The sequence below is a fragment of the Serratia sp. TSA_130.1 genome (assembly GCF_052691795.1).
This window is the reverse complement of the sequence record NZ_JBQZFS010000001.1, coordinates 755,786-778,281: the sequence shown is the minus strand read 5'-3', so window position 1 is coordinate 778,281 and position 22,496 is coordinate 755,786. Positions and strand designations below refer to the sequence as shown.

At 58.9% G+C, this 22,496-nt stretch carries 19 protein-coding genes; 11 read left to right on the top strand and 8 right to left on the bottom strand.

Annotation, left to right across the window (positions count from 1 at the left end; all coding sequences use genetic code 11):
* The 7 genes from citX (at position 1) to dhbA (ending at position 7,372) form a co-directional block, all read left to right on the top strand.
* A complete protein-coding gene (citX, locus tag ACUTQY_RS03610) occupies positions 1-549 on the top strand; it encodes a citrate lyase holo-[acyl-carrier protein] synthase (RefSeq protein WP_046687416.1) in 549 nt (182 codons plus the stop codon).
* Entirely contained in the window at positions 530-1,414 is an 885-nt protein-coding gene (gene citG, locus ACUTQY_RS03605) for a triphosphoribosyl-dephospho-CoA synthase CitG (protein ID WP_046687415.1), read from the top strand. Before citX ends, citG begins: the two co-directional genes overlap by 20 nt.
* Positions 1,415-1,439: 25 nt before the next feature.
* Positions 1,440-2,903 carry an anion permease gene (locus ACUTQY_RS03600; RefSeq protein WP_033643712.1) on the top strand — a complete coding sequence of 488 codons (1,464 nt, stop codon included), beginning with the start codon at positions 1,440-1,442 and terminating at the stop codon, positions 2,901-2,903.
* Positions 2,904-3,049: 146 nt separating this feature from the next.
* Positions 3,050-4,279, top strand: a complete 1,230-nt coding sequence (gene agp / locus ACUTQY_RS03595) for a bifunctional glucose-1-phosphatase/inositol phosphatase (protein ID WP_342188159.1) — start codon at positions 3,050-3,052, stop codon at positions 4,277-4,279.
* 161 nt (positions 4,280-4,440) lie between these two features.
* Positions 4,441-5,133 (top strand): 4'-phosphopantetheinyl transferase family protein, encoded by a 693-nt coding sequence (locus ACUTQY_RS03590; protein ID WP_084710300.1) that lies wholly within the window; start codon positions 4,441-4,443, stop codon positions 5,131-5,133.
* A gap of 189 nt (positions 5,134-5,322) precedes the next feature.
* Positions 5,323-6,513, top strand: coding sequence for an isochorismate synthase (locus ACUTQY_RS03585; RefSeq protein ID WP_047025376.1), 1,191 nt, complete (start codon positions 5,323-5,325; stop codon positions 6,511-6,513).
* Between the two features lie 100 nt (positions 6,514-6,613).
* A complete protein-coding gene (gene dhbA, locus ACUTQY_RS03580; RefSeq protein WP_039565253.1) occupies positions 6,614-7,372 on the top strand; it encodes a 2,3-dihydro-2,3-dihydroxybenzoate dehydrogenase in 759 nt (252 codons plus the stop codon).
* Position 7,373: 1 nt separating this feature from the next.
* Here the strand turns inward: dhbA and rarD are convergent, their stop codons facing one another.
* Positions 7,374-8,252, bottom strand: a complete 879-nt coding sequence (gene rarD / locus ACUTQY_RS03575) for an EamA family transporter RarD (RefSeq protein ID WP_033643705.1) — start codon at positions 8,250-8,252, stop codon at positions 7,374-7,376.
* Between the two features lie 139 nt (positions 8,253-8,391).
* Here rarD and alkB point away from each other — a divergent pair, with 139 nt between their 5' ends.
* Positions 8,392-9,039 (top strand): DNA oxidative demethylase AlkB, encoded by a 648-nt coding sequence (gene alkB / locus ACUTQY_RS03570; protein WP_033643703.1) that lies wholly within the window; start codon positions 8,392-8,394, stop codon positions 9,037-9,039.
* Here the strand turns inward: alkB and ACUTQY_RS03565 are convergent.
* Positions 9,022-9,957, bottom strand: coding sequence for a LysR family transcriptional regulator (locus tag ACUTQY_RS03565; protein WP_047574552.1), 936 nt, complete (start codon positions 9,955-9,957; stop codon positions 9,022-9,024). The genes alkB and ACUTQY_RS03565 overlap by 18 nt on opposite strands.
* Positions 9,958-10,042: 85 nt before the next feature.
* Between ACUTQY_RS03565 and ACUTQY_RS03560 the strand changes: the two genes are divergently transcribed.
* Positions 10,043-10,672: a serine-tRNA(Ala) deacylase AlaX gene (locus tag ACUTQY_RS03560; RefSeq protein ID WP_033651838.1), complete on the top strand. Its 630-nt coding sequence runs from the start codon at positions 10,043-10,045 to the stop codon at positions 10,670-10,672.
* A gap of 5 nt (positions 10,673-10,677) precedes the next feature.
* Here the strand turns inward: ACUTQY_RS03560 and ACUTQY_RS03555 are convergent, their stop codons facing one another.
* The gene (locus ACUTQY_RS03555) at positions 10,678-10,920 is read right to left on the bottom strand and encodes a hypothetical protein (RefSeq protein WP_015378427.1); all 243 of its coding nucleotides are present in this window, start codon (positions 10,918-10,920) and stop codon (positions 10,678-10,680) included.
* 319 nt (positions 10,921-11,239) lie between these two features.
* Here ACUTQY_RS03555 and ACUTQY_RS03550 point away from each other — a divergent pair, with 319 nt between their 5' ends.
* Positions 11,240-11,995, top strand: coding sequence for a glycosyltransferase family 2 protein (locus tag ACUTQY_RS03550; RefSeq protein ID WP_046687411.1), 756 nt, complete (start codon positions 11,240-11,242; stop codon positions 11,993-11,995).
* Between the two features lie 110 nt (positions 11,996-12,105).
* Here ACUTQY_RS03550 and ACUTQY_RS03545 read toward each other — a convergent pair whose 3' ends face one another.
* From ACUTQY_RS03545 to ACUTQY_RS03530, 4 genes are all read right to left on the bottom strand, one after another.
* Complete coding sequence (locus ACUTQY_RS03545) at positions 12,106-13,746, bottom strand: Na+/H+ antiporter (RefSeq protein ID WP_016927100.1); 1,641 nt, start codon at positions 13,744-13,746, stop codon at positions 12,106-12,108.
* A gap of 194 nt (positions 13,747-13,940) precedes the next feature.
* On the bottom strand, positions 13,941-16,280 hold the full coding sequence (locus ACUTQY_RS03540) for a membrane-bound PQQ-dependent dehydrogenase, glucose/quinate/shikimate family (protein WP_060660524.1): 2,340 nt from the start codon (positions 16,278-16,280) through the stop codon (positions 13,941-13,943).
* Between the two features lie 457 nt (positions 16,281-16,737).
* A complete protein-coding gene (locus tag ACUTQY_RS03535; protein WP_154219870.1) occupies positions 16,738-16,911 on the bottom strand; it encodes a hypothetical protein in 174 nt (57 codons plus the stop codon).
* Positions 16,912-17,406: 495 nt separating this feature from the next.
* The gene (locus tag ACUTQY_RS03530) at positions 17,407-18,294 is read right to left on the bottom strand and encodes a helix-turn-helix domain-containing protein (protein WP_033643699.1); all 888 of its coding nucleotides are present in this window, start codon (positions 18,292-18,294) and stop codon (positions 17,407-17,409) included.
* A gap of 697 nt (positions 18,295-18,991) precedes the next feature.
* Between ACUTQY_RS03530 and ACUTQY_RS03525 the strand changes: the two genes are divergently transcribed.
* Entirely contained in the window at positions 18,992-19,840 is an 849-nt protein-coding gene (locus tag ACUTQY_RS03525; protein WP_342188160.1) for a helix-turn-helix domain-containing protein, read from the top strand.
* A gap of 719 nt (positions 19,841-20,559) precedes the next feature.
* Here ACUTQY_RS03525 and ACUTQY_RS03520 read toward each other — a convergent pair.
* Positions 20,560-22,479 (bottom strand): sigma-54-dependent Fis family transcriptional regulator, encoded by a 1,920-nt coding sequence (locus tag ACUTQY_RS03520; protein WP_046687409.1) that lies wholly within the window; start codon positions 22,477-22,479, stop codon positions 20,560-20,562.
* Positions 22,480-22,496: the final 17 nt, after the last annotated feature.

Below are 22,496 nucleotides of genomic sequence, written 5' to 3'. Positions count from 1 at the left end.
ATGGCCGCCGTCGATCCTCAACTGGCCGCCGAACGTGCGGTCAGCCTGCCGGAGCTGCTCACCAGCCGCGAATGCCGTCAGGCGCGCCAGCAGGCGTGGCTGGCGCAGCACGAGTGCACGCTGCTGGTGCTGACGCTGGTGGTGCCCGGCCCGGTGAAGGACAGCGCGTTGACGCGCGGCATTTTCAACCTCGGGTGGGCGGCGCTGCTGCGGCTGTGCGCCGAACAGGGCTGGCCGAGCCCGCAGACCGAGGCGCTGGCGCTCGCCACCGGCTGCGAAGGGTTTGTGGCGCTGCGCGCCGACGCCCAACGGGTGAAAGATTGCGCCATGCAGCTGGAGGTGAGCCGCCCGATCGGCCGGCTGTGGGATATCGACGTGCTGGATGCGCAGGGGCGAATCCTGTCGCGCCGCGATATCGGCCTGCCGGCGCGGCGCTGCCTGCTGTGCGGCCAACCGGCCAAGATCTGCGCCCGCCAGCGGCGGCATGGCAGCGAGCAGCTGCTGCAAGAAATGGAAAGGATGTTCAACGATGCGATCTCTGCCGATTAATCCACCCGCCCGCCGAGCCGAGCCGGCCTGCGACTTCGCCCGCGCCGCCTTTCGCGCGCTGTTGGTGGAGGTCAACCTCACGCCCAAACCGGGGCTGGTGGATCGCCATAACACCGGCGCCCATCGCGACATGGATCTTGGGCATTTCTACCGCAGCGCCCGCGCCATCGGCGTGTGGCTGCCGCGTTTTATCCAGCGCGGACGGGAAGACGCGGCTTTGCCGGCCGAGCGGCAGCTGGCGCGGCTGCGGCCGCTCGGCCTGGCCTGCGAAAACCAGATGTTTCGCGCCACCGGCGGCATTAACACCCACAAGGGCAGCGTGTTCTCACTCGGGTTGCTGTGCGCCGCCTTCGGCCGCCTGCAGCAGCAGGGCCGGACCATCAGCGCCGCATCGTTATGCGCCGAAGTGGCGGCGATGTGCCGAGGGCTGGTGGACAGCGAACTGCGATGCAACAACGCCGGGCAGACCGCCGGCCAGCGCTTGTTCGCTGCGTATGGCCTCAGCGGCGCGCGCGGCGAGGCGGAATCCGGTTTTCGGTTGGTGCTTGACGGCGCGCTGCCGCTGTATCGGCAACGGCTGGCCGCCGGCGGCGACGAACAGCGGGCGCTGCTGGACAGCCTGCTGTGGCTGATGGCCCACAACGATGACACCAACGTCGCCTCGCGCGGCGGCCTGCGCGGGCTGCGCTGGCTGCGGCGCCGGGCGGCCTTGCTGCTGGCGCAGGGCGGCTCGGCGGGGGAGGCGGGCCTGGCGCGCCTGCGGCGCTTCGATGCCGATTGCATTGCCCGCAACCTCAGCCCCGGCGGCAGCGCCGACTTGTTGATAGTGACCTGGCTGCTGGCGCAGCTGGGTGCCCAAGAATAATAACCAAGCCTTCAGGAGAGTCCCTATGTCCCAAACCCAGGAAAAGATCTGGAAAGCGATAGCGCCGCTGGCGGTGCTCGCGATCCTGTTATTGATACCGGTGCCCGACGGCATGCCGCCGCAGGCGTGGCACTATTTCGCCATCTTTGTGGCGATGATCGTCGGCATGATTCTGGAGCCGATCCCGGCCACCGCCATCAGCTTTATCGCGGTGACCGTCAGCGTGCTGAGCGCCAACTGGGTGCTGTTCGGCGCGCAGGAACTGGCGGAGCCGGGCTTCAAGGCCGGTAAAGAGGCGCTGAAATGGGGGCTGGCAGGCTTCTCCAGCACCACCGTCTGGCTGGTGTTCGGCGCCTTTATCTTCGCGCTGGGCTACGAGGCCACCGGGCTGGGGCGGCGCATCGCGCTGTTCCTGGTGAAATTCATGGGCAAGCGCACGCTGACGCTGGGCTATGCGGTGGTGATCATCGATATCCTGCTGGCGCCGTTCACGCCGTCCAACACCGCGCGCACCGGCGGCACGGTGTTCCCGGTGGTGAAAAACCTGCCGCCGCTGTTCGATTCCTTCCCTAACGATCCCTCTTCGCGCCGCATCGGCGGCTACCTGATGTGGATGATGGTGGTCGGCACCAGCATCAGCTCCTCGATGTTCGTCACCGGCGCCGCGCCGAACGTGCTGGGCATCGAGTTCGTCGGCAAGATAGCCGGGGTGCACATCAGCTGGATGCAGTGGTTCCTGGCGTTCCTGCCGGTCGGCCTGCTGCTGCTGATCATCGCGCCGTTGATCTCCTACTACCTCTACAAACCGGGCGTGACCCACAGCAGCGAAGTGGCCGCCTGGGCGAATACCGCGCTGGGGGAAATGGGTAAGCTGACGCGCAAGGAGTACACCCTGATCGGCCTGGTGCTGCTCAGCCTGTGCCTGTGGGTGTTCGGCGGCAAGGTGCTGGACGCCACCGCGGTGTGCCTGTTGGCGGTGTCGCTGATGCTGGCGCTGCACGTGGTGTCGTGGAAAGACATTACCAAATACTCCAGCGCCTGGAATACGCTGGTTAACCTGGCGACGCTGGTGGTGATGGCCAACGGCCTGACGCGCTCCGGCTTTATCGACTGGTTCGCCCAGACCATGAGCACCCACCTGGACGGCTTCTCGCCGAACATGACGGTAGTGGCGCTGGTGCTGGTGTTCTACTTCGCCCACTACCTGTTTGCCAGCCTGTCGGCGCACACCGCCACCATGCTGCCGGTGATCCTGGCGGTCGGCAAAGGGTTGCCGGGCGTGCCGATGGAGCAGCTGTCGATGCTGCTGGTGCTGTCGATCGGCATCATGGGCGTGCTGACGCCGTACGCCACCGGGCCAGGGGTGATCATCTACGGCTGCGGCTATGTGAAGTCGAAAGACTACTGGCGCCTGGGGGGCATTCTCGGCGTGGTGTACATCGCCGCGCTGCTGCTGATCGGCTGGCCAATCATGAGCCTGTGGTACTGAGTTGACGCACAGCGGCCGCCGCCCGGTGGCCGCTGGTACGATCTTTTCCCGTGAACCCTGTCACACACTTGTCACACTAACCCCGCCATCATACGCAGGCAAACGCTAACACCTTAAAAATAATCATTTTCCGGGAGCCTCTGCGGATGAGAAAAAAAACGTTATTGCTGTGCCTGCCTTTGTTATTCACCGGGAACGCGCTGGCGGACGCCGGTGGTTATCAACTGGAACAGGTGCTGGTGATGAGCCGCCATAACCTGCGCGCGCCGCTGGCCAACAACGGCAGCGTGCTGGCGCAGTCCACGCCGAAGGCCTGGCCGGCCTGGGAAACGCCGGGCGGCCAGCTGACCACCAAGGGCGGGGTGCTGGAAGTGTATATGGGGCACTATTTCAACGCCTGGCTGAAGCAGACCGGCCTGTTGCCGCAAGAGGGCTGCCCGACCGCCGGCAGCGTGTACGTCTACGCCAACAGCCTGCAGCGCACGGTGGCCACCGCGCAGTTCTTCAGCAATGGCGCGTTCCCCGGCTGCGACGTCAGCGTGCACCATCAGGACAAGATGGGCGAGATGGATCCGACCTTCAACCCGATCATCACCGACACCAGCGAAGCCTTCAACCAGCAGGCGCTGGCGGCGATGAACGCCGCGCTGGGATCGCTGAAGCTGGACGCCTCTTATCAGCAGTTGGCGAAGATCATCGACTACAAGGATTCCGCCGCCTGCAAGACCGACAAACACTGCGACCTGAACAAAGAAGCCAGCGTGATGAGCGCGGTGCCGGGCAAAGAGCCGGGCGTCTCCGGCCCGCTGCGGGTGGGCAACTCGCTGGTGGACGCCTTTATGCTGCAGTACTACGAAGGTTTCCCGATGAAAGAGGTGGCCTGGGGCAAAATCGCCACGCCGCACCAGTGGCAGCAGCTGGCGCAGTTGAAAGACGGCTATCAGGATTCGCTGTTCACCTCGCCGGTGGTGGCGCAGAACGTCGCCAAGCCGCTGCTGACCTACATCAACAACGCGCTGCTGGGCGAGCGCAAACCGGACGCGCCGAAGCTGACGGTGCTGGTGGGCCACGACTCCAATATCGCCTCGCTGCTGTCGGCCATGCAGTTCCAGCCGTATCAGCTGCCGCAGCAGTACGAGAAAACGCCGATCGGCGGCAAACTGGTATTCCAGCGTTGGCGCGACGCGCAGAACGACCGTGAATTGCTGAAGATCGAGTACGTCTATCAGTCCACCGAGCAGTTGCGCAAGGCGACGCCGCTGACGCTGCAAACCCCGCCGCAGCGCGTGACGCTGGCGCTGAAAGGCTGCCCGATCGATAAAGACGGCTTCTGCGCCTGGAGCGATTTCGAGAAGACCATGAAAGGCATCTTGTAATGCCCGGCCTCTCTCCCGAATGCGGGGGAGAGGCCTTTTCCCACTTCGTCCAACGCGCCGCCGCGCGGGACTTAACGCCATTTATTTTGCCCAGGGTCATTGTTGCAGGCCGTTTCGGGGGCTAACATCATCAGCCTGCCTGCTTATCATGGATACCGCCGTTGCCCACTTTTATCCGCAATATCGAATTTTTCACGCCGGACGGCTATCCGGGCCAGGTGGCGTGCTGCCAGTTTGCGCTGGCGGAGTATCGCGACGACAGTTTTCCCGAGGCGGGATTTGCGCTGCCGGACCATCTGGCGCGCGCGGTGCCGAAACGCCGTGCGGAGTATCTGGCCGGGCGTGTGCTGGCACGGCAGCTGCTGGCGCCGCTCGGTTTCGCCGACTTCACCCTGGCGCGCGGCGAAGATCGCGCGCCGCAGTGGCCGCCGGGCATCGCCGGGGCGCTGAGCCATAATTCGCATACCGCGTTGTGCGCCGTACACCGAGAGAGCGGGCTGGGCGGCGTTGGGCTGGATGTGGAGACGCTGCTGTCCGTGGCGCGAGCGGAGGAGCTGTGGAGCGCGATCGTTTCACCGGTGGAGCGCGAGACGTTGCTGGGCGAAACGCTGCCGTTCAACGAGCTGCTGACGCTGACGTTTTCCGCCAAAGAGAGCCTGTTCAAAGCGCTGTACCCGCAGGTGCGCCGATATTTCGATTTTCTTGATGCGCGGATGGTGGCGGTGGATGCGCAGCGGCAGACGTTCGAATTGGCGCTGCTCACCACGTTGACGCCGCATTGCTGCGCCGGACGGCGTTTCGCCGGGCGGTTTTGGCGTGAAGGTGACGATGTCACGACTTTTATTTTTTGCTAAAACACAATAATAACAGTGTGTTATTTCTTGTTGTGGCGTAACGCGAATTTGCCGCGGCGTGCGGAAAGATTCATTCATCGGAGATTGACCGACGGTGGGGATCCGGTGTAATTTACCCACCCTTTACAGCTAATGATAATTATTCGCATAAACATTATCATTGGTGAGGCGCAACAAAGGAGTGGTCTTGTGGCGACACTGACGACAGAAAACCAAACCTTCTCCGGGTTTGAGTACGCCGAACAATCGACCTTTTTGTACCGGTCAGAATTCCGTTCCCTCTCCGCCCACGGCGTGTTTGAGCGTATCGAGACGCCGGCGTTCGGCGGCGAGCAGGAAGGCAGCGCGCTGGCGCAGCATATTCGCCAGGCGCTGGCGCGCGCCAAAGCCGCCGGCCAGGCGGCTCCGGTGGTGGTGGGCGCCATTCCGTTCGACACGCGCCGGCCTTCCTGCCTGTATATACCTGAAGAAAGCCGATTCGTCGCCAACGACAGCTTTATCCGCGCCGCGCGCCCGATGCTGCAACAGCCGCATCGCCTGGTCGCCTGCACCAGTATTCCAGACGAACCGCGATTCAAACACGCGGTCGCGGAAGCGGTCAGCCGCTTTAAACAAGGCAAGCTGGACAAGGCGGTGCTGTCGCGCATCCTCGATATCGAGCTGGAGCAGCCGGTGGCCGGCCACCGGATCCTCAATAACCTGATGGTGCAGAACCCGACCGGTTACCACTTCTCCCTGCCGCTGGCCGATGGCAGCGTGTTGATCGGCGCCAGCCCTGAACTGCTGATCCGCAAGCAGGGCGGCGAGATCCACACCAATCCGCTGGCGGGCTCGGCGCGCCGGCAGGACGATCCGCAGCAGGATCGCCTCGGCAGCGAGCGCCTGATGCGCTCGACCAAAGACAAATACGAACACAAGCTGGTGATCGACGATATTCGTCGGCATCTGACGCCGCTGTGCGCCACCCTGAGCGTACCCAGCGGCCCGTCGCTGCTCAGCACCGGCACCATGTGGCACCTGTCCACCCGCATTCGCGGCGAGTTGCTGAATCCGGATCTCAACGTGATGCAGCTGGCCTGCCTGCTGCATCCGACGCCGGCGCTGTGCGGCTTCCCGACCGAAAGCGCCCGCCAGCTGATCGCCGCTCTGGAACCGCACGATCGCGGCTTGTTCAGCGGCATCGTCGGCTGGTGCGACGCCAACGGCGACGGCGAGTGGGCGATCGTCATCCGCAGCGGGCTGCTGCGCGGCAACCGGGTGCGGCTGTTCGCCGGCGCGGGCATCGTCGCCGCCTCGACGCCGCAGTCCGAGTGGATGGAAACCACCGCCAAACTGGGCACCATGCTCAACGCTTTCGGCCTGAACAGCGGCGCGCTGTAGGCCTCTTTGCGGCGCAGTCCGCGCCGCGTCATAGCCTTTCGCAGGAGACAACGATGAACAACAACATGACCCGGCGGTGCGCCCGGATGGCGGTGCGCGCATGAGCATTCAGATGGATTTCACCGGCAAACGCGTGTGGGTGACCGGCGCGGCGCGCGGCATCGGCGAGCAGATCGCCCGCCACTTTTTAACCCAGGGCGCCGAGGTGGTGGGGTTTGACCGAGAATTCGCCAATCCGGATCTGCCTTACCCCTGCGTGACGTTGGACATCAGCCGGCCGGAGCAGGTGGAGGCGGTGTGCCGCCAACAGCTGGCGGAGAACCCGCGACTGGACGTGTTGGTCAACGCCGCCGGCATTCTGCGCATGGGCAATACCGAAGATCTGAGCGTGGATGACTGGCACCAGTGCATCAACGTCAACGCCTCGGGGGCGTTTTACCTGTTCCGCGCCGTGCTGCCGCACTTCAAGGCGCAGCGCAGCGGGGCGATCGTCAGCATCGGCTCCAACGCCGCGCACGTGCCGCGCGCGCAGATGGCGGCCTACTGCGCCTCCAAGGCGGCGCTGACCAGCCTGAACCACTGCGTGGGGTTGGAGATGGCGCCGTTCGGCGTGCGGTGCAATCTGGTGTCGCCGGGCTCGACCGACACGCCGATGCAGCGCGGCATGTGGCAGACCGACGATGCGCAGCAACGCACCATCGCCGGCTTCCCCGAGATGTTCAAGTTGGGGATCCCGCTGGGCAAAATCGCCCGCCCGGATGAGATCGCCAACGCGGTGCTGTTCCTGGCCTCGGATTTGGCCAGCCACATCACCATGCAGGACATCGTGATCGACGGCGGCGCCACGCTGGCCGCCTGAGTCAGACCCGCTGGCGGCGCAGCAGGTGCCGCGCGCCCTCCGCCGCCAGCAGCAGCACCGCCAGCCAGATCGCCAGATAGGTTGGCCATTCGCTTTGGCTGATGCTCTCGCCGAGCAGCAGCGCGACGAGCACCAGCAGCACCGGTTCCACATAGCTCAGCAGGCCGAACAGGCTGAACGGCAGCATGCGGCTGGCGAGGATGTAACACACCAGCGCCACGGCGCTGATGACGCCGAGCAGCGGAATGCGCCAATACAGCTCGGCATTGATCTGCAGCGCCGCCGCGCCGCCGTCGCCGAAGGCGAACCAGGCCGCCGCCGGCAGCATCAGCGTCAGCTCGCACCACAGGCCGCCGAGATTGTCGGTGCCGAAACGCCGCCGCAAAATAAAGTAGAGCGGATACCCCAGCGCTACCACCAGCGTCGGCCACGATACGCCGCCCGCCTGATACAGTTCATTGCCCACCCCCGCCACGGCGCACGCCACCGCCAGTTTTTGCAGCAGCGACAGCCGATCGCGGTAGATCAAACGGCCCGCCAGCACCATGGTCAGCGGCAGCAGAAAATAGCCGAGCGACACGTCGAGCGCCTTGCCGTGCAGCGGCGCCCACAGGAACAGCCACAGCTGCACTCCCAGCAGCGCCGAGGTGAGCAGCAGGCCCAGCAGACGCGGCGGCCGTTGGCCTATCCCGACCAGCGTGTCGCTCACCTTGCGCCAATCGCCGGACAGCGCCATGAACAGCGTCAGGAACGGCAGCGTCAGCAGCGTGCGCCAGCCGTAGACCTGTTCGCCGTTCAGCGGGGTGAGGGTAGAGGTGAAGTAATACATCGCGCCGAACAAGATGGAGGCGACGACCGAAAGAGTGATGCCCTTAATCACACGCATTCCTGGTGAGTGATTGATTTTATGGCGGCTACTGTAGAGAAATTTGCCGCCAACGACAATGGCGCAGCCGGGCGCTGGACAATCGGCGGCGGCGGGTTACAATGGATACTGTGTATTCATACAGGCTTTGGCGATGACAATCGATCTTTTTGAAGACGCGCTGCCGCCGCCGTGGCGTGAAGAGATCGCCCCCGGCGCGGTGGTGATGCACGGCTTTGTGCGCGATCACGGGCCGGCACTGCTGGCGGCGGTGCAGGGCGTGGTGGCGCAGGTGCCGTGGCAGCATTTGACCACCCCCGGCGGGCACGTGATGTCGGTGGCGATGAGCTGGTGCGGCAACGGCTGGACCAGCGACAGCCGCGGCTACCGTTACTCGGAACGCGACGCGCGCAGCGGCAAACGCTGGCCGCCGATCCCGCCTATTCTGATGGCGTTGGCGGACGAAGCCGCGCAGCAGGCGGGCTTTGGCCCCTTCGTGCCGGATTCCTGTTTGATGAACCGTTACGATCCGGGCAGCAAGCTGTCGCTGCATCAGGATAAAGACGAGCACGACTTCGGCGCGCCGATCGTCTCGGTGTCGCTCGGGTTGCCGGCAGTGTTTCAGTTCGGCGGGCTGCAACGCAGCGACCGGGCGCGGCGCATCCCATTGGCGCACGGCGACGTGGTGGTGTGGGGCGGCCCGTCGCGGCTCTGTTTCCACGGCATCCTGCCGGTCAAGGAAGGCTACCACTCGCTGGTGGGGCCGCACCGCATCAACATCACGCTACGCAAGGCGCTTTAGCTGCGGCTCCTGCGCCAGGCAGGCGACGAGATAGTCGATAAACACCCGCAGTTTGGGCGGCAGATACTGGTTGGGCGCGTAAAGCAACCACAGGCCGCCGTGATAGCTGCTGAGGAAATCCCATTCCGGCAGTACCTGCACGATCTCGCCCTCGTCGAGCGCCTGGCGGGCGGTAAAGTACGGCAGGCTGCCGATGCCGATATGCCGTTTCACCGCGTCCAGCCGCACGCCGGTGTGGTTGGCGGCGTAGCGGCCGCGCACCTTGACCGTCACCGTTTTGCCGCTGCGGCGGAACTTCCATTGCGCGTCGCTCGGCGTTTCTCCCAGATAGATGCAGCTGTGCGCCGCCAAATCGTGCGGGTGCTGCGGCGCGCCGTGCTGCGCCAGATAGTGCGGCGTGGCGCACAGCAGGTGGTCTATTCGCATCAGCTGACGGCCGATCAAGCCCGGCGACGGGCGATCGGTAATGCGTAGCGCCAGATCGACGCGGTCGTCGATCAGATCCATATAACGATCTTCCAGCCGCAGCCTCACGTCCACCTTCGGGTAACGTCGCAGGAACGCCGGCATGTGCGGATGCAGCACGAAACGGCCTACCGCCTTGGGCACGCTGACGCTGACCAGCCCTTCGGGCTCTGCGGCGCCGCGCCCGCCGATCGCCATCACCGCGTCGGCCGCCGCCAGCAGGGTGCGGCAGTGCGCAAACGCCTCTTCGCCGCTTTCGCTCAGCCGCAGTTTACGGGTGGTGCGATGCAGCAGCTGCAGCGCCAGCGCCTGTTCGAGCTTCGCCACGCTGCGGCTGACGGCGGAAGGTGAAGCGCCCAGTTTGCGGGCGGCGGCGGAAAAGCTGCCGCTCTCCACGACCTGGACGAAAACGGCCATTTCGGCCAACAGCGCGTAAGAAAGATTTGTGCTCATGACGCAAAGGTCCATTGTGATGGCGACGGATTATGCTCCGATTATGACATGAATATAATGGCTCTTCGAACCGAGGAGAAAAATGATGACCGAGCGACGTTATTACTACAGCGACGATTTACAGGGCCAGGCGCAGGTATTGAGCTGTGAGCCGGCCGAGGCGGGCGCTTACGCCGTGGAACTGGACGCCACGCTGTTTCACCCGCAGGGCGGCGGGCAGCCGGCCGACGTGGGAGCGTTGAACGGCGTCGCCGTGTTGCGGGTGCAGCAGCAGGGGGATAGGGTGTTGCACTATACCGCGGCGCCGCTGCCGATCGGGCCGGTCAATATGCAGGTCGACGAAGCGCAACGCCGGCTGCACGCCCGCTGGCACTCCGGCGGCCATCTGATCGGCTGGCTGGGGGAAACCCGCGGTTGGCGGCCGATGAAAGCGCATCATTGGCCGGGAGAAGGGCGCATCACGTTCACGCCGGGGCCGGACGTACAGACGCTGGAGGCGGCGTTTTTACACGCGGAGCTGGCGCGCCTGATCGCCGCCGATTTGCCGCGTCGCCAACAGGCGGTGGACGGGATGCGCCAGATCGGTTTCGGCGATCTGCCCGCCTACGGCTGCGGCGGCACGCATGTCGCCACGTTGGGCGAGGTGGGCGCGATCGCGATTACCGGCGTAAAGATGAAGAAAGGGCAGCTGATCGTGCAGTATGCGCTGGAATAAAAGCGTCAGCGCCCGGCCTGCCGCAGCTGGGTGCAGAAGGCGCACTGGCATCCCGCCACCGGCACCGCCTCACAGCGGCCGATATTCACCGGCTGGGCATCCATAGCGTGAAAGCCGTAAAACAGATTTTCGATGTTCTGTTCCGCCGCACGCGCCTGTTCGGTGCGTGGCTCGGGCACTTTTGACTGAAACGCCGCAGCCTTGCCGGCCAACAGGCTGAGAAACAGCAGCGACAGCTGGATTTTCATCGTCGTCTTCCCTTTACTTTTTTTGATACGTTATAACAAAACCAAAGCGCCGCCAAGCGCCGCTCTCGCGCTCGGCGCCCGCCGGCGCGTGAGCCGGTGCGGTGAACGCCTGAGCTAAATTCGGATTAATCGTTGATTTTATTGAAATTGATGAAATAGTCAGATGCCATCATCCAGGGCATGACAGGGCAGCCAATATTCTAAATACTTAATTGAAGAGGCGCTCGGGGCAGGAGAAGCGCTTTGGGCGCGCGCTTTTGCACGGTGCGCCCGCCGTTTTTGGCATGGACTGCATTTTCTCAGTGTCGTGGATTGTAAAATGGATTTTTGTAACCGGATTTCCGTGTGTTTATTGACGTTTAATTCATCGCGCCTGCTGCGTGACGTGTTGCAACCTGTGGCGGCGTTCGCCGATGAAATCATCGTGGTGGATTCGGGCAGTACTGACGGCACCTTGGCCATTTGCGACGACTTCAATATCAAGCCTCTTTATCACCCGTTTGAAACCCATGGCCGGCAAATGAATTACGCCATATCCCGCGCGCGATATGACTGGGTTTTGTGCCTGGACAGCGATGAGATCATGGATGATGAAGCGGTCGACGCGATGCGGCTTTTCAAGCGCACCCCAGGCCCCGACAAAAATAACGCCTATCGCATTCGTCGCGATTGGTTTGTGTTGGGACAGGCGGTCAGAACGCTTTATCCCGTCTCGTCACCGGATTTCCCCATTCGCTTTTTTCATCGCCAGGTGGTGAAGTTCAATGATGCGCCGGTAGATGATGCGGCGGAAGGGGGCACATCCACCTTGATACTGGCCGGGCACGTTAAACACGACACTTTTTTCTCAATCGAGGAAGTGTTTGTCAAGCTGAACAGCTATACGGCGCGCGTGGTGAAATACAAGGCGATAAGGCCATCGATTCTCCGTGGGGTGATTAGCGCCATCGGCGCATTTTTCAAGTGGTACATTTTCAGCGGCGCCTGGAAAGCGGGCCGGGTCGGGGCTGTGACCGGCGTTTACGCGGTGTCCTACAGCTTTTTGAAGTATTTCAAGGCGTGGTACCACAGATAGCCGAACGGCGGGCGTGGCGTGAGCTCCCGTTCGATTGCGGCGCGCGATTACGGCGTTGGGCCGGCAATCGCGCGCCGAAGGCGGGGGGCGAACCGCCTTCATCTCCTCGTTTAAACGCTGTCTTCAGCGATCAGCACCTCAGTAATATCAATGCGATGCAGCAGCTTTCTCTGTTTCTCATGGCTGATTTTCTTCATGCGGCGCAGCCGATACAGCTCTTCTCTTTCCGCGTGCAACGAGGCTAAGTACAGCTGCTTTTCCAGCCGCTTCAGCGCCACGATATTCTTAACGTCTTCTTTAGTCAGAATTTTACGTTGCAGCACGTCCAGCATCCGCCGCGTCGTTTCTTCAATCAGTTCCGGCGTGGCGTCGTCCGGCGGGGCGACGAGCAGCTTTTCCTTGGTTTCGTTGACGGCCTTGGTCGCCGCGCTCGCCAAGGCTTCTGAAACGGAGAAAGCCTCTTCCTGATCTTCTTCCGGCGGCAGATTGCCGCGCAACAGGAAGGGCAGCGTGACGATGCCGACGACGATCGACAGCAAGATGACTCCCGAGGCGATAAACACCAGCTGATACCGCCCCGGGAATGGCGAGCCATCCAATAGAAACAGCGGAATTGACAGCACGCCCGCCAGGGTCACCGCCCCTCGCACCCCGGCAAAGGCGGCGACGAACAGATCGCGCGTGCTGAATTTCGAAAATAACAGCGGATCTTTGCGCATCAGGGTCGCGCTGCCGACCTTCATCAGCCACAGCCAAATCAAACGCACGGCGATCAAACTAAAATAGATGATCACCACGTAAGCCAGCAGTGTCTCCAGGCTGATGGAATGATCGATACCGGTTTGCGCCACGGTGAAGTTCAAGATGCCCGGCAGCTGCAGCCCAAGCAGAATAAACACCATGCCGTTAAACACGAACTCGAGCATTTCCCAAATATTATTGGTGCGTAAACGCACCAGCGGCATGCTGCGATTCACTTTGGATTGGCCAATCATCATGCCGGCGCTGACGGCGGCCAGGATGCCGGATACGCCGATTCTTTCCGCAATCAGATAGCAGGAAAAGGGCAGTAACAGCGAGAAAATAATCTGGGTGGCGGAATCGTTATACATCCATTTATGGATGAACTTAACCATTTGATTATAGAGAAAGACAATAATGATGCCGCACAGCACCCCGCCAATCGATACCTGAAGAAAGGTCAGAAAGGCGCTCTCCAGGGTAAACGCCATCGCGCCGAGCGCGACAGCGATGGAGAAGTTGAGGGAAACCAACCCGGAGGCGTCGTTCATCAGCGCCTCCCCTTCAATTACGCTCATCACGGGTTTGGGCATGCGTCCTTTACCGACGATGCCGGACAGCGCCACGGCGTCCGTTGGCGACAGAACGGCGGCCAGGGCAAATGCGGCGGCGAGGGGGATTGACGGGAGCAGGAAGTGGATCAGATAACCCACCCCGACGACCGTGATGATCACCAGCACCAGGGCCAGACAAAGGATTTCTCTGCCGTAATGGATGAACTCTTGCGCCGGCGTTTTCCAACCGTCGGCGAACAGCAGCGGGGGAATAAACAGCATCAAGAAAAGCTCGGGATTGAAGTCGATATGCAACCCAAACTGCGGCCAGGCCAACACGGCGCCAACGATGATTTGCATCAGCGGAAGCGGGATTTGGAAGGGCAATATGCGCGTCACGACGCCGGACAACGAGACGGTGAGCAATAAGATCAATATGGTGAAGAATGTTTCCATCGTGAACCTTTTGTGGATTTAATTTTTCTCGCCGTTATCAAACGGTTTTTCTGCATGCCGCCCCTCTGGCGGGCTCGTCGGCCAAGGCTGAGCAGCGGCCACGGCGGCCGCTGTCGATAAAGAAAGCGCAGTTGAGCAAGGCCGGTCTTCGCCCCGCTGGCCTGTGTGATGGCGCAGGCAAACGGGGCAAAGGGTTAAGGCAGCGCAAACGCCATCACGTAATCGCCGGTTTCTGACGAATGCGCGGCGCCGCCGACCACAATAACAATGTATTGCTTGCCGGTTTTAGGCGAAACGTAGCTCATCGGCGTCGCGCTCGCGCCGACCGGCAGCGCATATTTCCAGACTTCTTTGCCGGTGCTGCTGTTATAGGCGCGCAGATAATAGTCCTGGAAGCCGGCGAAGAAGACCAGGCCGCCGGCGGTCGTCATGGTGCCCGCGTAGGTGGGCATGCCAACCGGCATCGGCAGGTGCGATCTGATGCCCAGCGGCCCCATTTTTTCGGCGGTGCCGGCCGGTATCTGCCAGGCGATCTTTTTGTTTTTGTAATCGACGGCGGTGATCGTGCCGTAAGGGGGTTGGTTGCAAGGCACTTCGAGCGGCGACATCCACATCAACGTGATCATGCCGTATGGCGTGCCGATCATGGGAGAAGGCCCGTGGCCATCGATCACTTTTTGCGGGTACTGCTTCGCGACGCGTTCATAGCTGTCGCGCGCCACTAACCAAAACACATTCGGGATGCGCACATCGTTCATGTAAGCCATATGGTTTACAGGATCAATCGACATGCTCCCCCAGTTGAGTCCGCCTAAATTGCCGGGCTGCTCGAGCGTTGGGCGGGTGCCGATCGGGGTCATGTCGCCCTGGTAATTCATCTGTTTGAACAGGATGCGGCAGGCCATCTGGTCAAACAGGGTGGTGCCCCACATTTTTTCTTCGGTCAGGCGCTCGGCGCCAATGGTCGGCATGCCGACGGAGAACGGCTGGGTTGGCGAGAGGCGCTCTTCCTCTGCGGCGCCTTGGGTCGGCACGGCTTTCTCTTCAACCTGCGCCAGCGGTTTGCCGGTCTCCCGGTTCAGGTAGAAAATCTGCCCGCGTTTGGTGCCGAGCAAAAGGGCGGGCACCGGGCGATGTTGCTCATCAAAACCGTCTACCAGCGCGGGTTGGGACGCGAGGTCATAATCCCAAATGTCGTGATGCGTGGTTTGGAATTTCCAGCGCTCACGGCCTGTTTCAATATCAATGGCGACCAGGGCAGAGTTGTACTCATCCGAATTTTCCGGGCGATTCATGCCGTAATAGTCGGGCGTTGCATTGCCAAGCGGCGCATACAACAAGCCTAATTTGTCGTCATAGGCGGCGGTGGTCCACATATTCGGCGTGCCGCGCGTATAGGTGCTTCCGGCCGGCGGCGCCTTGGTGATGCCCGGATTGCCTAAGTCCCACGCCCAGTCCAACTCGCCGGTTTTGGCGTCGAACGCCCTGATGACGCCGGAAGGCTCGCCTTTCATTACGTTATCGATAACCCAGCCGCCGACGATAATCTTCCCTCTGGCGATGGTCGGCGCCGAGGTTTGGAAGTAATAACCCGGTTTGACTTCCCCCATATGCTGGCCGAGATTCACCTCACCGTTTTGACCGAAGGCGGGGCATTTCTGGCCCGTTTTGGCATCCAGCGCAATTAGGCGGGCATCGATCGTGGTGTGAACGATCGTTTTCTCGCACAGAGCGCCTGGCGCAACATCCTCATTTTTGTAGTAGCCAAGCCCGCGGCAGCGTTGCCAAACGGGGGAGGTGGAATGCGAGTCAAATTTCCAGCGCGCTTTACCCGTATCGGCATCGATAGCGGTGATAAGACCGTTGGGCGTGCAGCTATACACCACATCATCAATCGCGAGCGGGGTATTTTGGTCCACGCCCGGCCGGAAATCGCCGGTGCGATACACCCAGGCGAGTTTCAGATCTTTGACGGTTGAACGGTTCACCTGATTGAACGGCGCGTAGCGCGTTCCTTCCGTCGTGCGGCCATAGGCGCTCCAATCGGCAGGCGCATTGTCGCTTTTGCTCTCGATAAACGTCACGTCGCCAGCAGGGGTAATTTCGCCATGGGGAAAGAAGGCGCCGATAAAGAAAGCGACAAAGGCCACGGATAATGCCGAACCGGCGATGTAAGCCTGCTTTCGACTCTTGGCGCCGTGCAGGTACGAGGGAAGTAAAAACGCGGCGATAATAGAGAGGCCGGCGGGCACCAGCAGACGAGGGAACAATGCCCAGTAGTTAAGCCCCGACTCCCAAAGCGCCCACAGCACCGTCATCAAAAACAGCAGGCCGGTTAAGTAACAAGCCGATTTGCTGCGCTTGAGGACCAGCACTGCGGCGGCGATGTAGCCTATCCCGGTAATGGCATAGTAGAACGATCCGCCGAGGGCGATCAGCCAAATTCCCCCCACGGTTAACGCGACGCCAGAAAAAACCAGCAAGCAAAAGAACGTGATTATTGCGGCTCTCTTACCAAACGATGTTCTAATCATATGTTTTCCTTTGACTTTTAAATCCACATTGGATCACCATCCCATCGCTGCCAACGCCTGAAAATGCCGGCGCGAAAGGCAAGGCATGTCCCGCCTTGAGACTTTTTATTCTTTAACGCTTTAGGGGCATTGAGTTGTCGTTTTGATATCCATTTCAACAGTGGCCATTGCGGCTTGGATCAGTCGCCAGACCAAGATAAGGGGTTTTTATTGGGCGATGACAGAACGCGCGCGATAAAAATAACCATCAACATTTTTATTTAATACCGGGTTGTAACCGTCTCGCAGAGATACGGTTTTGGGTGCGCTGGGCAATCCGATATTTTATTGCAGTGATAAGCGCATTGAATGAAAGAGCCTCTCTGGACTAATTATTTAGAGTGATGATGAATGCGAAATTGCTTTTAATCACGAGGTTGCGTAGAGGTTTACCCTGCGTTGAGTTCAGGGTGAAACATCATTCTTTATCAAGCCGGTGTCGATAGAAACGGCGAAAAAAATGATTTAATGCCATTCTTTCCCCATCGACATAGACAATATAACCTTTCCCGCGTTCGCCGACGGTGACTTTTTCAACATTAACATTAGGATAGTGTTTTTTTAGGTTTTTAGACCATACTTGAATACTCATAATTCTATTTTCCTGACGCGCTTTATTCTTGTTTAAGGCATATTGATAGCACCCGTAAAAATAAGTCTCGTAGAAATAAAATATCGTCACTACCTGGGGATGTCTACAAGCGTGCGGGCGGGATAAAGCGAAAAATGCCGGTTGCGCTCAGGCGGGGTATTTAGTGCAAATAGAATAAAAACAATAAGTTATCCAATCGGCCGCACAAAAAGTAAATGTGGGTAACACATTGATATTTAAGGTTTTGGTACGTAAGTCATATCGAAGTCAACGCTTAACGGATAAGCGGTGATTCCTTGTGGGGGCGAGAAGAACTCATCTTGGCGCGATCTTCATGGCGATATTGACGTGTTTTCCAATTAGATAAGTCTTAAAGTTGGCGCTTTGCAGCGAGTGGGTAATGAGTGGTTTTGAGCCTAAATTCATCATAACTCTTTATTGTTTAATATAAATCATTACTCTTTTTAATAAATGGCAACGCCGATAGTGACAGGGTTACCGCGCTGGCCCTGGCGCTACCTCTTTCTCTCTGTGCTTGATAGGGAAGACAATGGGGATATAGGTCTTCATCTCTATTCTATCGCCGCCTTTGGGGGTGATAATTTCAATGAGAAAGCGATCGATCATGCCAACTTTATTTATCGGGAATGATTTGGTGTAGATACTTTGCGTGAATTTTTGCGCCTCATCGCTTGCGCCGTCATAACTGAACTCTGCATAAAGTTGCATGTCTTTTTTTCCCTGGGCGTCGGCCAGAGAGGCAAGCACGCTGCCAAGACAGTCTTCTTCAGAAATATAGAGGGTCTTCAAATAGATGCTGACGTAATTCTCTTTCTTGATGCTCGCGCCAAAATTGAAAAAGTTAATCACGCCGCTATCCGTTTTTTTCATGTTATCAATTGCCGCCAATCGCAGCGCGGAAACCGCAGGATGGAAGTGATCTATCTCTGCATCAACGCCATCCCCTGAATCGTCGAAAAATTTTGGCAGGTGCACATAGCGATGCTCGGGAATGCCGTCGAGAAACAGCAATGGGATGGCGGAGGACACGTCCCACGATTTACTTTTGCGATACTGCATCGGCGAGGTTCTGAATTGCTTGCGAAACGCCCGTTCAAAGGATTGATATGACTGAAAGTTCAGCGCTTTAACGATATCGGAAATAGAGAGGTTCGTCGCTTTCAACATAAATGCGGCGCGAATGAGTTTTCTGCCCCTCACATAGCTCCCGAAAGTCATCCCTGTTTCATCTTTAAACGCTTTTTGGATATGCCCGCGTGAATATCCGCTTTTTTCTGACAGCATCTCAACGGTGAGCTTCTCATTGAACCCACTTTCTTCCACCCAGGCGAGCAGCTCCTCAATGACTTTGGTTATAAACATGCAGGAGCTCCCTTTTAGTTATCTGCCTAATGGTTGCGTTGGGTAAAATAACGCGTTATCGGTATTCAGCGATAAGCCCCCAATTTATCCGTTCTTTTAGGAAATATCCTGAGTATAGAACGCTTGCAATATTAACGCGGTAAATTAAAAAAAATGTACTTAAAAGTGTCATTTACCAAATAGCAGCGTATGGCGAAGAAGGAGAAAGTGCAGGGATACATTTTAAGTGTATTAATTTATTGATTTTTATGAGTTTGTATGAATGAATCAAGGCGGTTGGAGCACATTTTTTGCTCATTGATAGATAAAAACTCTATATGGCTGTCAATTTATTGACAGTAACATCTTTTCGAATCGAAATAATTAACTATTCTATGTTTAAGAGTGGGTGGCTAAGCGGCAAATAGGCCAGGCAGGGGATTGCGCAATTAAATAATGGTTAATCCAAGGGGGTATCAAGGATAATGACATTCAGGGAGGAGTATGAGGGGGGTATTTTCACGAGAAATAGCGTTTGCTATTTATCTTCTGGCTGTGGCCTGCGTTTTTTGAGGCAGAATAAACGCTGAGCGTTGTTCTGTCTTGGCGTCCGTGGTTTATCAGCGTTTTTCCACACGACTTCTTTGTGAATCTCATCTTGTGCGAGAGGTGAATCGGCATCTTTCGCCCTGGAAATGATTTTTGTGCAACGTGATGCGTGAATATATTTGAACGGATATGGGAATGCCATTCTTCGAAAGAAAGCAAGCCGGACAGCTTTTGGTTCCGCAAGAAGAGAGATGCATTCAATAATAAAAATAGCAAGATGACAGGCTTTACTATGGATTGTTCTAACAAGTTCAGACGCAATATTTTAGATGAGATAATCGCTATCATTGAAAAAGCCATTGATACACAAAGCCATGTATCAATAAGGGCGCTATCCATTAAGTCAGGGTATTCCATCGGGCATTTACAGCGGATGTTCTATTTGTATGAAGGGATGAAGATAGGGACCTATATCAGAAAGCGCAGACTAAGCCGCGCGACGTTATTGCTGAAATGTACCGATATGAAGATCTATGAAATCGCGTTGCTCTCCGGGTTTAGTTCTCAGCAATCATTTAGCCGTGCGTTTTCAAATCAATTCGGTTGCCCGCCGAGAACATTCAGAACCCTGCGCGATTGGCCTTTTCTCAATTATCAACCGATTATTGGCTTCGATAAAGAGCCTTTCCCCAGCAGCATCGTGTACTTGAATTTGCATGAGTATTACGAGAATAAAAGGATCGTGCAACTGCTTTCGCCGGTAATCAGCCGGGGGCAGATGAAGGTAAACGTAAAGAATCCAATAACCTGTAGCCTGTACAACGCATCGGCAAAGTACATTGCGATCAGACGCAATGAAAAAAAGATGAGCGAAAATGAGTTCATCCTATCGCTCTATGAGGGGGTGTTGGCTTCCCTGGATATCTTCATCACGCAAAGCGTAATCTTTAAAATTCACGATCACTGCCCAGGTGAAAAGGAAAACGTCAGCATGTGGTATTTCATCCCGATAAAATGAGCTTTGTTTATCGCGCGCGGCAGCAGGTTGCCTGATCACAACGGAAAGCTTGGGTTATGCCATCGATATTTTGATGGCGCCCTCCCGTCAACGCCCCATAAGCCTGTTTCCGCCAACGGAACGGTTGGTGAGGGAGAAAAAAAACCGACCGCGAGGGTCGGTAAGCATGGGGTATTCAATAGGTATGACAACACTACAATTAAATAATAGCGCGCGTTGAGGTTTTGTCTTTACCGAAAAGTGTTATCCCACGGAACAATAGACTCGGCATGCGCGCATCCTCTTTGGCAATAAGACGTGGGGCCTGCGACGCGCAGGCGTCATGAAATGAAGATAAAAAAAGCCGGCGATTAACGCCGGCCAATGAAACATCGACAATCTCTCTGAGATGCACGGCCCTACACGGGAAATAAGGCCATGCAGTTGCTATGTAATCCTACCTGGCGCGTTTTTTTTTACCAAAAAGCGATATTTTTTGGCAGGGGAGGTGGGGGAATAAAAAAGCCGGTCGTGACGACCGGCGAATGCGAAAATAACAGGGTAACGTTAATTGAAAGTGCACATAAAATGATAGCGAATTAATCCTAGCACTGACATCGGCGGTATATTTTACCTAAAAATGTCTTTGCGGCATTGGCATTACCGCCCGGCTCCGACGGCGATATGAGTTTGTGCGCAGAGGAGAAAGGGCGGCCGATGCTGCGCCCTCCGAAGCCAGGCTAAGATCCCAGCGGCCAAACCGCCTCGCGCACGGCGATCGCTTTGGGCAACAGCCCCAGGGCGTAGAAGCGGTCGGCGATGCTTTGCTGCTGGCGGATCACCTGCAAATCCATGGCGCGGATCTCGTGGCTGCGGCGCGACAGCGCGAGTTCCAGCGAGGCGCTCGCCAGCCCCAGTTCGTCGGAAAGGTGACGAGCGGCTTCTCTCGGCTGCGCGGCAATGTAGCGGCCGGTGTGCTGCAATGCTTGCATCAGCGGCTGCAACAGATCGCCCGAGCGTTCGGCGAACTCGCGGCGCGCCAGATAGAATTGCTGATTGAGCACCCGTTGGGTGCCGTCGGCGATCACGCGCAGTTCCCTGCTGCGCTGCGCGTCGCTGAGCAGCGGATCCCACATCATCCAGGCGTCCACCGCCTGCAGGTCGGTCGCCGACAGCGGATACTTCGGCGGCGCATAGACGATGCGCACATCGTTCAACGTCATTCCCTGTTCGTCCAACATCTGCAGCAATAAATAGTGCACGTTGGAGCCTTTGTTGAGCGCGATGCGTTTGCCGCGCAGATCGGCGGCGCTGCGTATCGGGCTGTCTTGCGGCACCACCATCGCCACGCTTTGCGGGGCTGGCGGCTCAAACCCGACATACACCAGCGCATTGCCCTGCGCCTGCGCGAAGATTGGCGGCACTTCGCCGGTGGTGCCGAAGTCTATTTCATCGCCGTCGAGCGCGTGCAGCAGCTGCGGCCCGGCGGGAAACTCGCTCCACAGTACGCTGATGCGCTGTGCGGCGAAGTGCTGTTCCAGGCTTTGCCGCGCCTTGAGCACGCCGAGGTTGCCAAATTTTTGATAGCCGATGCGCAGTTCGCGTTCGGGCAGCGGCGCTGCGCTGATGGCCGACGAATGCGCGGGCGCGCGGGCGCTGCGGCGGCGCGGTTTGATCAGGCCAAGATGCGCCAAATGGGTGCGCAGGGTATTGCGGCTGACGCCGAGCAAGGCCGCCGCCTGCAGCTGGTTGCCGCCGCTGCGTTCGAAGGCGTTGCGCACCAGCGCATCCAGCACCCGTTGGTAGAGCTGGGTACCGTCGCCTTGCAACTGCTGCTGCACGAAGCGATCGATGGCGTCGTCACCGCCGCCGCCGTGATCCGTCAGGCGTTGCGTGAGCCGCAGTTGCTGCGGGGCGATCGGCCCCTCCTGGCTCAGCAAGACCGCATTATGCAGCGTGTTCTCCAGCTCGCGCACGTTGCCGGGCCAGGGGTAGTCCAGCAGCGCCTGCTGCGCCTCCACCGTCAACTGCAGCGGCGGCCGTCCCAGCCGGCGGGCGTACAGCGCAAGAAAGTGTCTGGTCAGCGCCGGAATGTCCTCCGGCCGCTGGCGCAACGGGGGTAAGGTCACCGCCGCGACGTTCAGCCGGTAATAGAGATCTTCGCGGAAGCGTCGTTGGCGGATTGCGCCGGCCAGATCGACGTGGGTGGCGGCGATGACCCGCACATCGATCTTCAGCGGTTTGCGCGAACCGACGCGGGTGATTTCTCGTTCCTGCAACACGCGCAGCAGCTTGACCTGCAGCGACAGGTTGAGTTCGCCGATCTCGTCCAGCAGCAGGGTGCCGCCTTCCGCTGCTTCGAACCAGCCTTGATGGGTGCCGACGGCGCCGGTGAAGGCGCCTTTCTCATGGCCGAACAATTCGGCTTCCGCCAGGCTTTCCGTCAGCGCGCCGCAGTTGACCGCCAAAAAAGGGCGATGGCGGCGCGCGCTGTGGTGGTGCAGATAGCGCGCCACCACCTCTTTGCCTGTGCCGGTTTCGCCGACGATCAGTACGGTGGCATCGGTGGGGGCCAGCCGATCGAGCACGCTTTGCAGAGCGAGCGACGCCGGATCGATCAGCACCGGTTTGTCGGCGGCGAACGGTTGGGGATCGTACATGGGCGTCTCCTGGCTGG

What these genes read in the sequence shown, in the direction of transcription:
- ACUTQY_RS03555 (WP_015378427.1), bottom strand. Translation starts at nt 10,920, where the DNA reads ATGAAAATCCAGCTGTCGCTGCTGTTTCTCAGCCTGTTGGCCGGCAAG.
- ACUTQY_RS03565 (WP_047574552.1), bottom strand. Translation starts at nt 9,957, where the DNA reads ATGAGCACAAATCTTTCTTACGCGCTGTTGGCCGAAATGGCCGTTTTC.
- citX (WP_046687416.1), top strand. Translation starts at nt 1, where the DNA reads ATGGCCGCCGTCGATCCTCAACTGGCCGCCGAACGTGCGGTCAGCCTG.
- dhbA (WP_039565253.1), top strand. Translation starts at nt 6,614, where the DNA reads ATGAGCATTCAGATGGATTTCACCGGCAAACGCGTGTGGGTGACCGGC.
- ACUTQY_RS03535 (WP_154219870.1), bottom strand. Translation starts at nt 16,911, where the DNA reads ATGAGTATTCAAGTATGGTCTAAAAACCTAAAAAAACACTATCCTAAT.
- ACUTQY_RS03550 (WP_046687411.1), top strand. Translation starts at nt 11,240, where the DNA reads ATGGATTTTTGTAACCGGATTTCCGTGTGTTTATTGACGTTTAATTCA.
- ACUTQY_RS03560 (WP_033651838.1), top strand. Translation starts at nt 10,043, where the DNA reads ATGACCGAGCGACGTTATTACTACAGCGACGATTTACAGGGCCAGGCG.
- ACUTQY_RS03540 (WP_060660524.1), bottom strand. Translation starts at nt 16,280, where the DNA reads ATGATTAGAACATCGTTTGGTAAGAGAGCCGCAATAATCACGTTCTTT.
- agp (WP_342188159.1), top strand. Translation starts at nt 3,050, where the DNA reads ATGAGAAAAAAAACGTTATTGCTGTGCCTGCCTTTGTTATTCACCGGG.
- alkB (WP_033643703.1), top strand. Translation starts at nt 8,392, where the DNA reads ATGACAATCGATCTTTTTGAAGACGCGCTGCCGCCGCCGTGGCGTGAA.
- ACUTQY_RS03545 (WP_016927100.1), bottom strand. Translation starts at nt 13,746, where the DNA reads ATGGAAACATTCTTCACCATATTGATCTTATTGCTCACCGTCTCGTTG.
- citG (WP_046687415.1), top strand. Translation starts at nt 530, where the DNA reads ATGCGATCTCTGCCGATTAATCCACCCGCCCGCCGAGCCGAGCCGGCC.
- ACUTQY_RS03520 (WP_046687409.1), bottom strand. Translation starts at nt 22,479, where the DNA reads ATGTACGATCCCCAACCGTTCGCCGCCGACAAACCGGTGCTGATCGAT.
- ACUTQY_RS03530 (WP_033643699.1), bottom strand. Translation starts at nt 18,294, where the DNA reads ATGTTTATAACCAAAGTCATTGAGGAGCTGCTCGCCTGGGTGGAAGAA.
- ACUTQY_RS03600 (WP_033643712.1), top strand. Translation starts at nt 1,440, where the DNA reads ATGTCCCAAACCCAGGAAAAGATCTGGAAAGCGATAGCGCCGCTGGCG.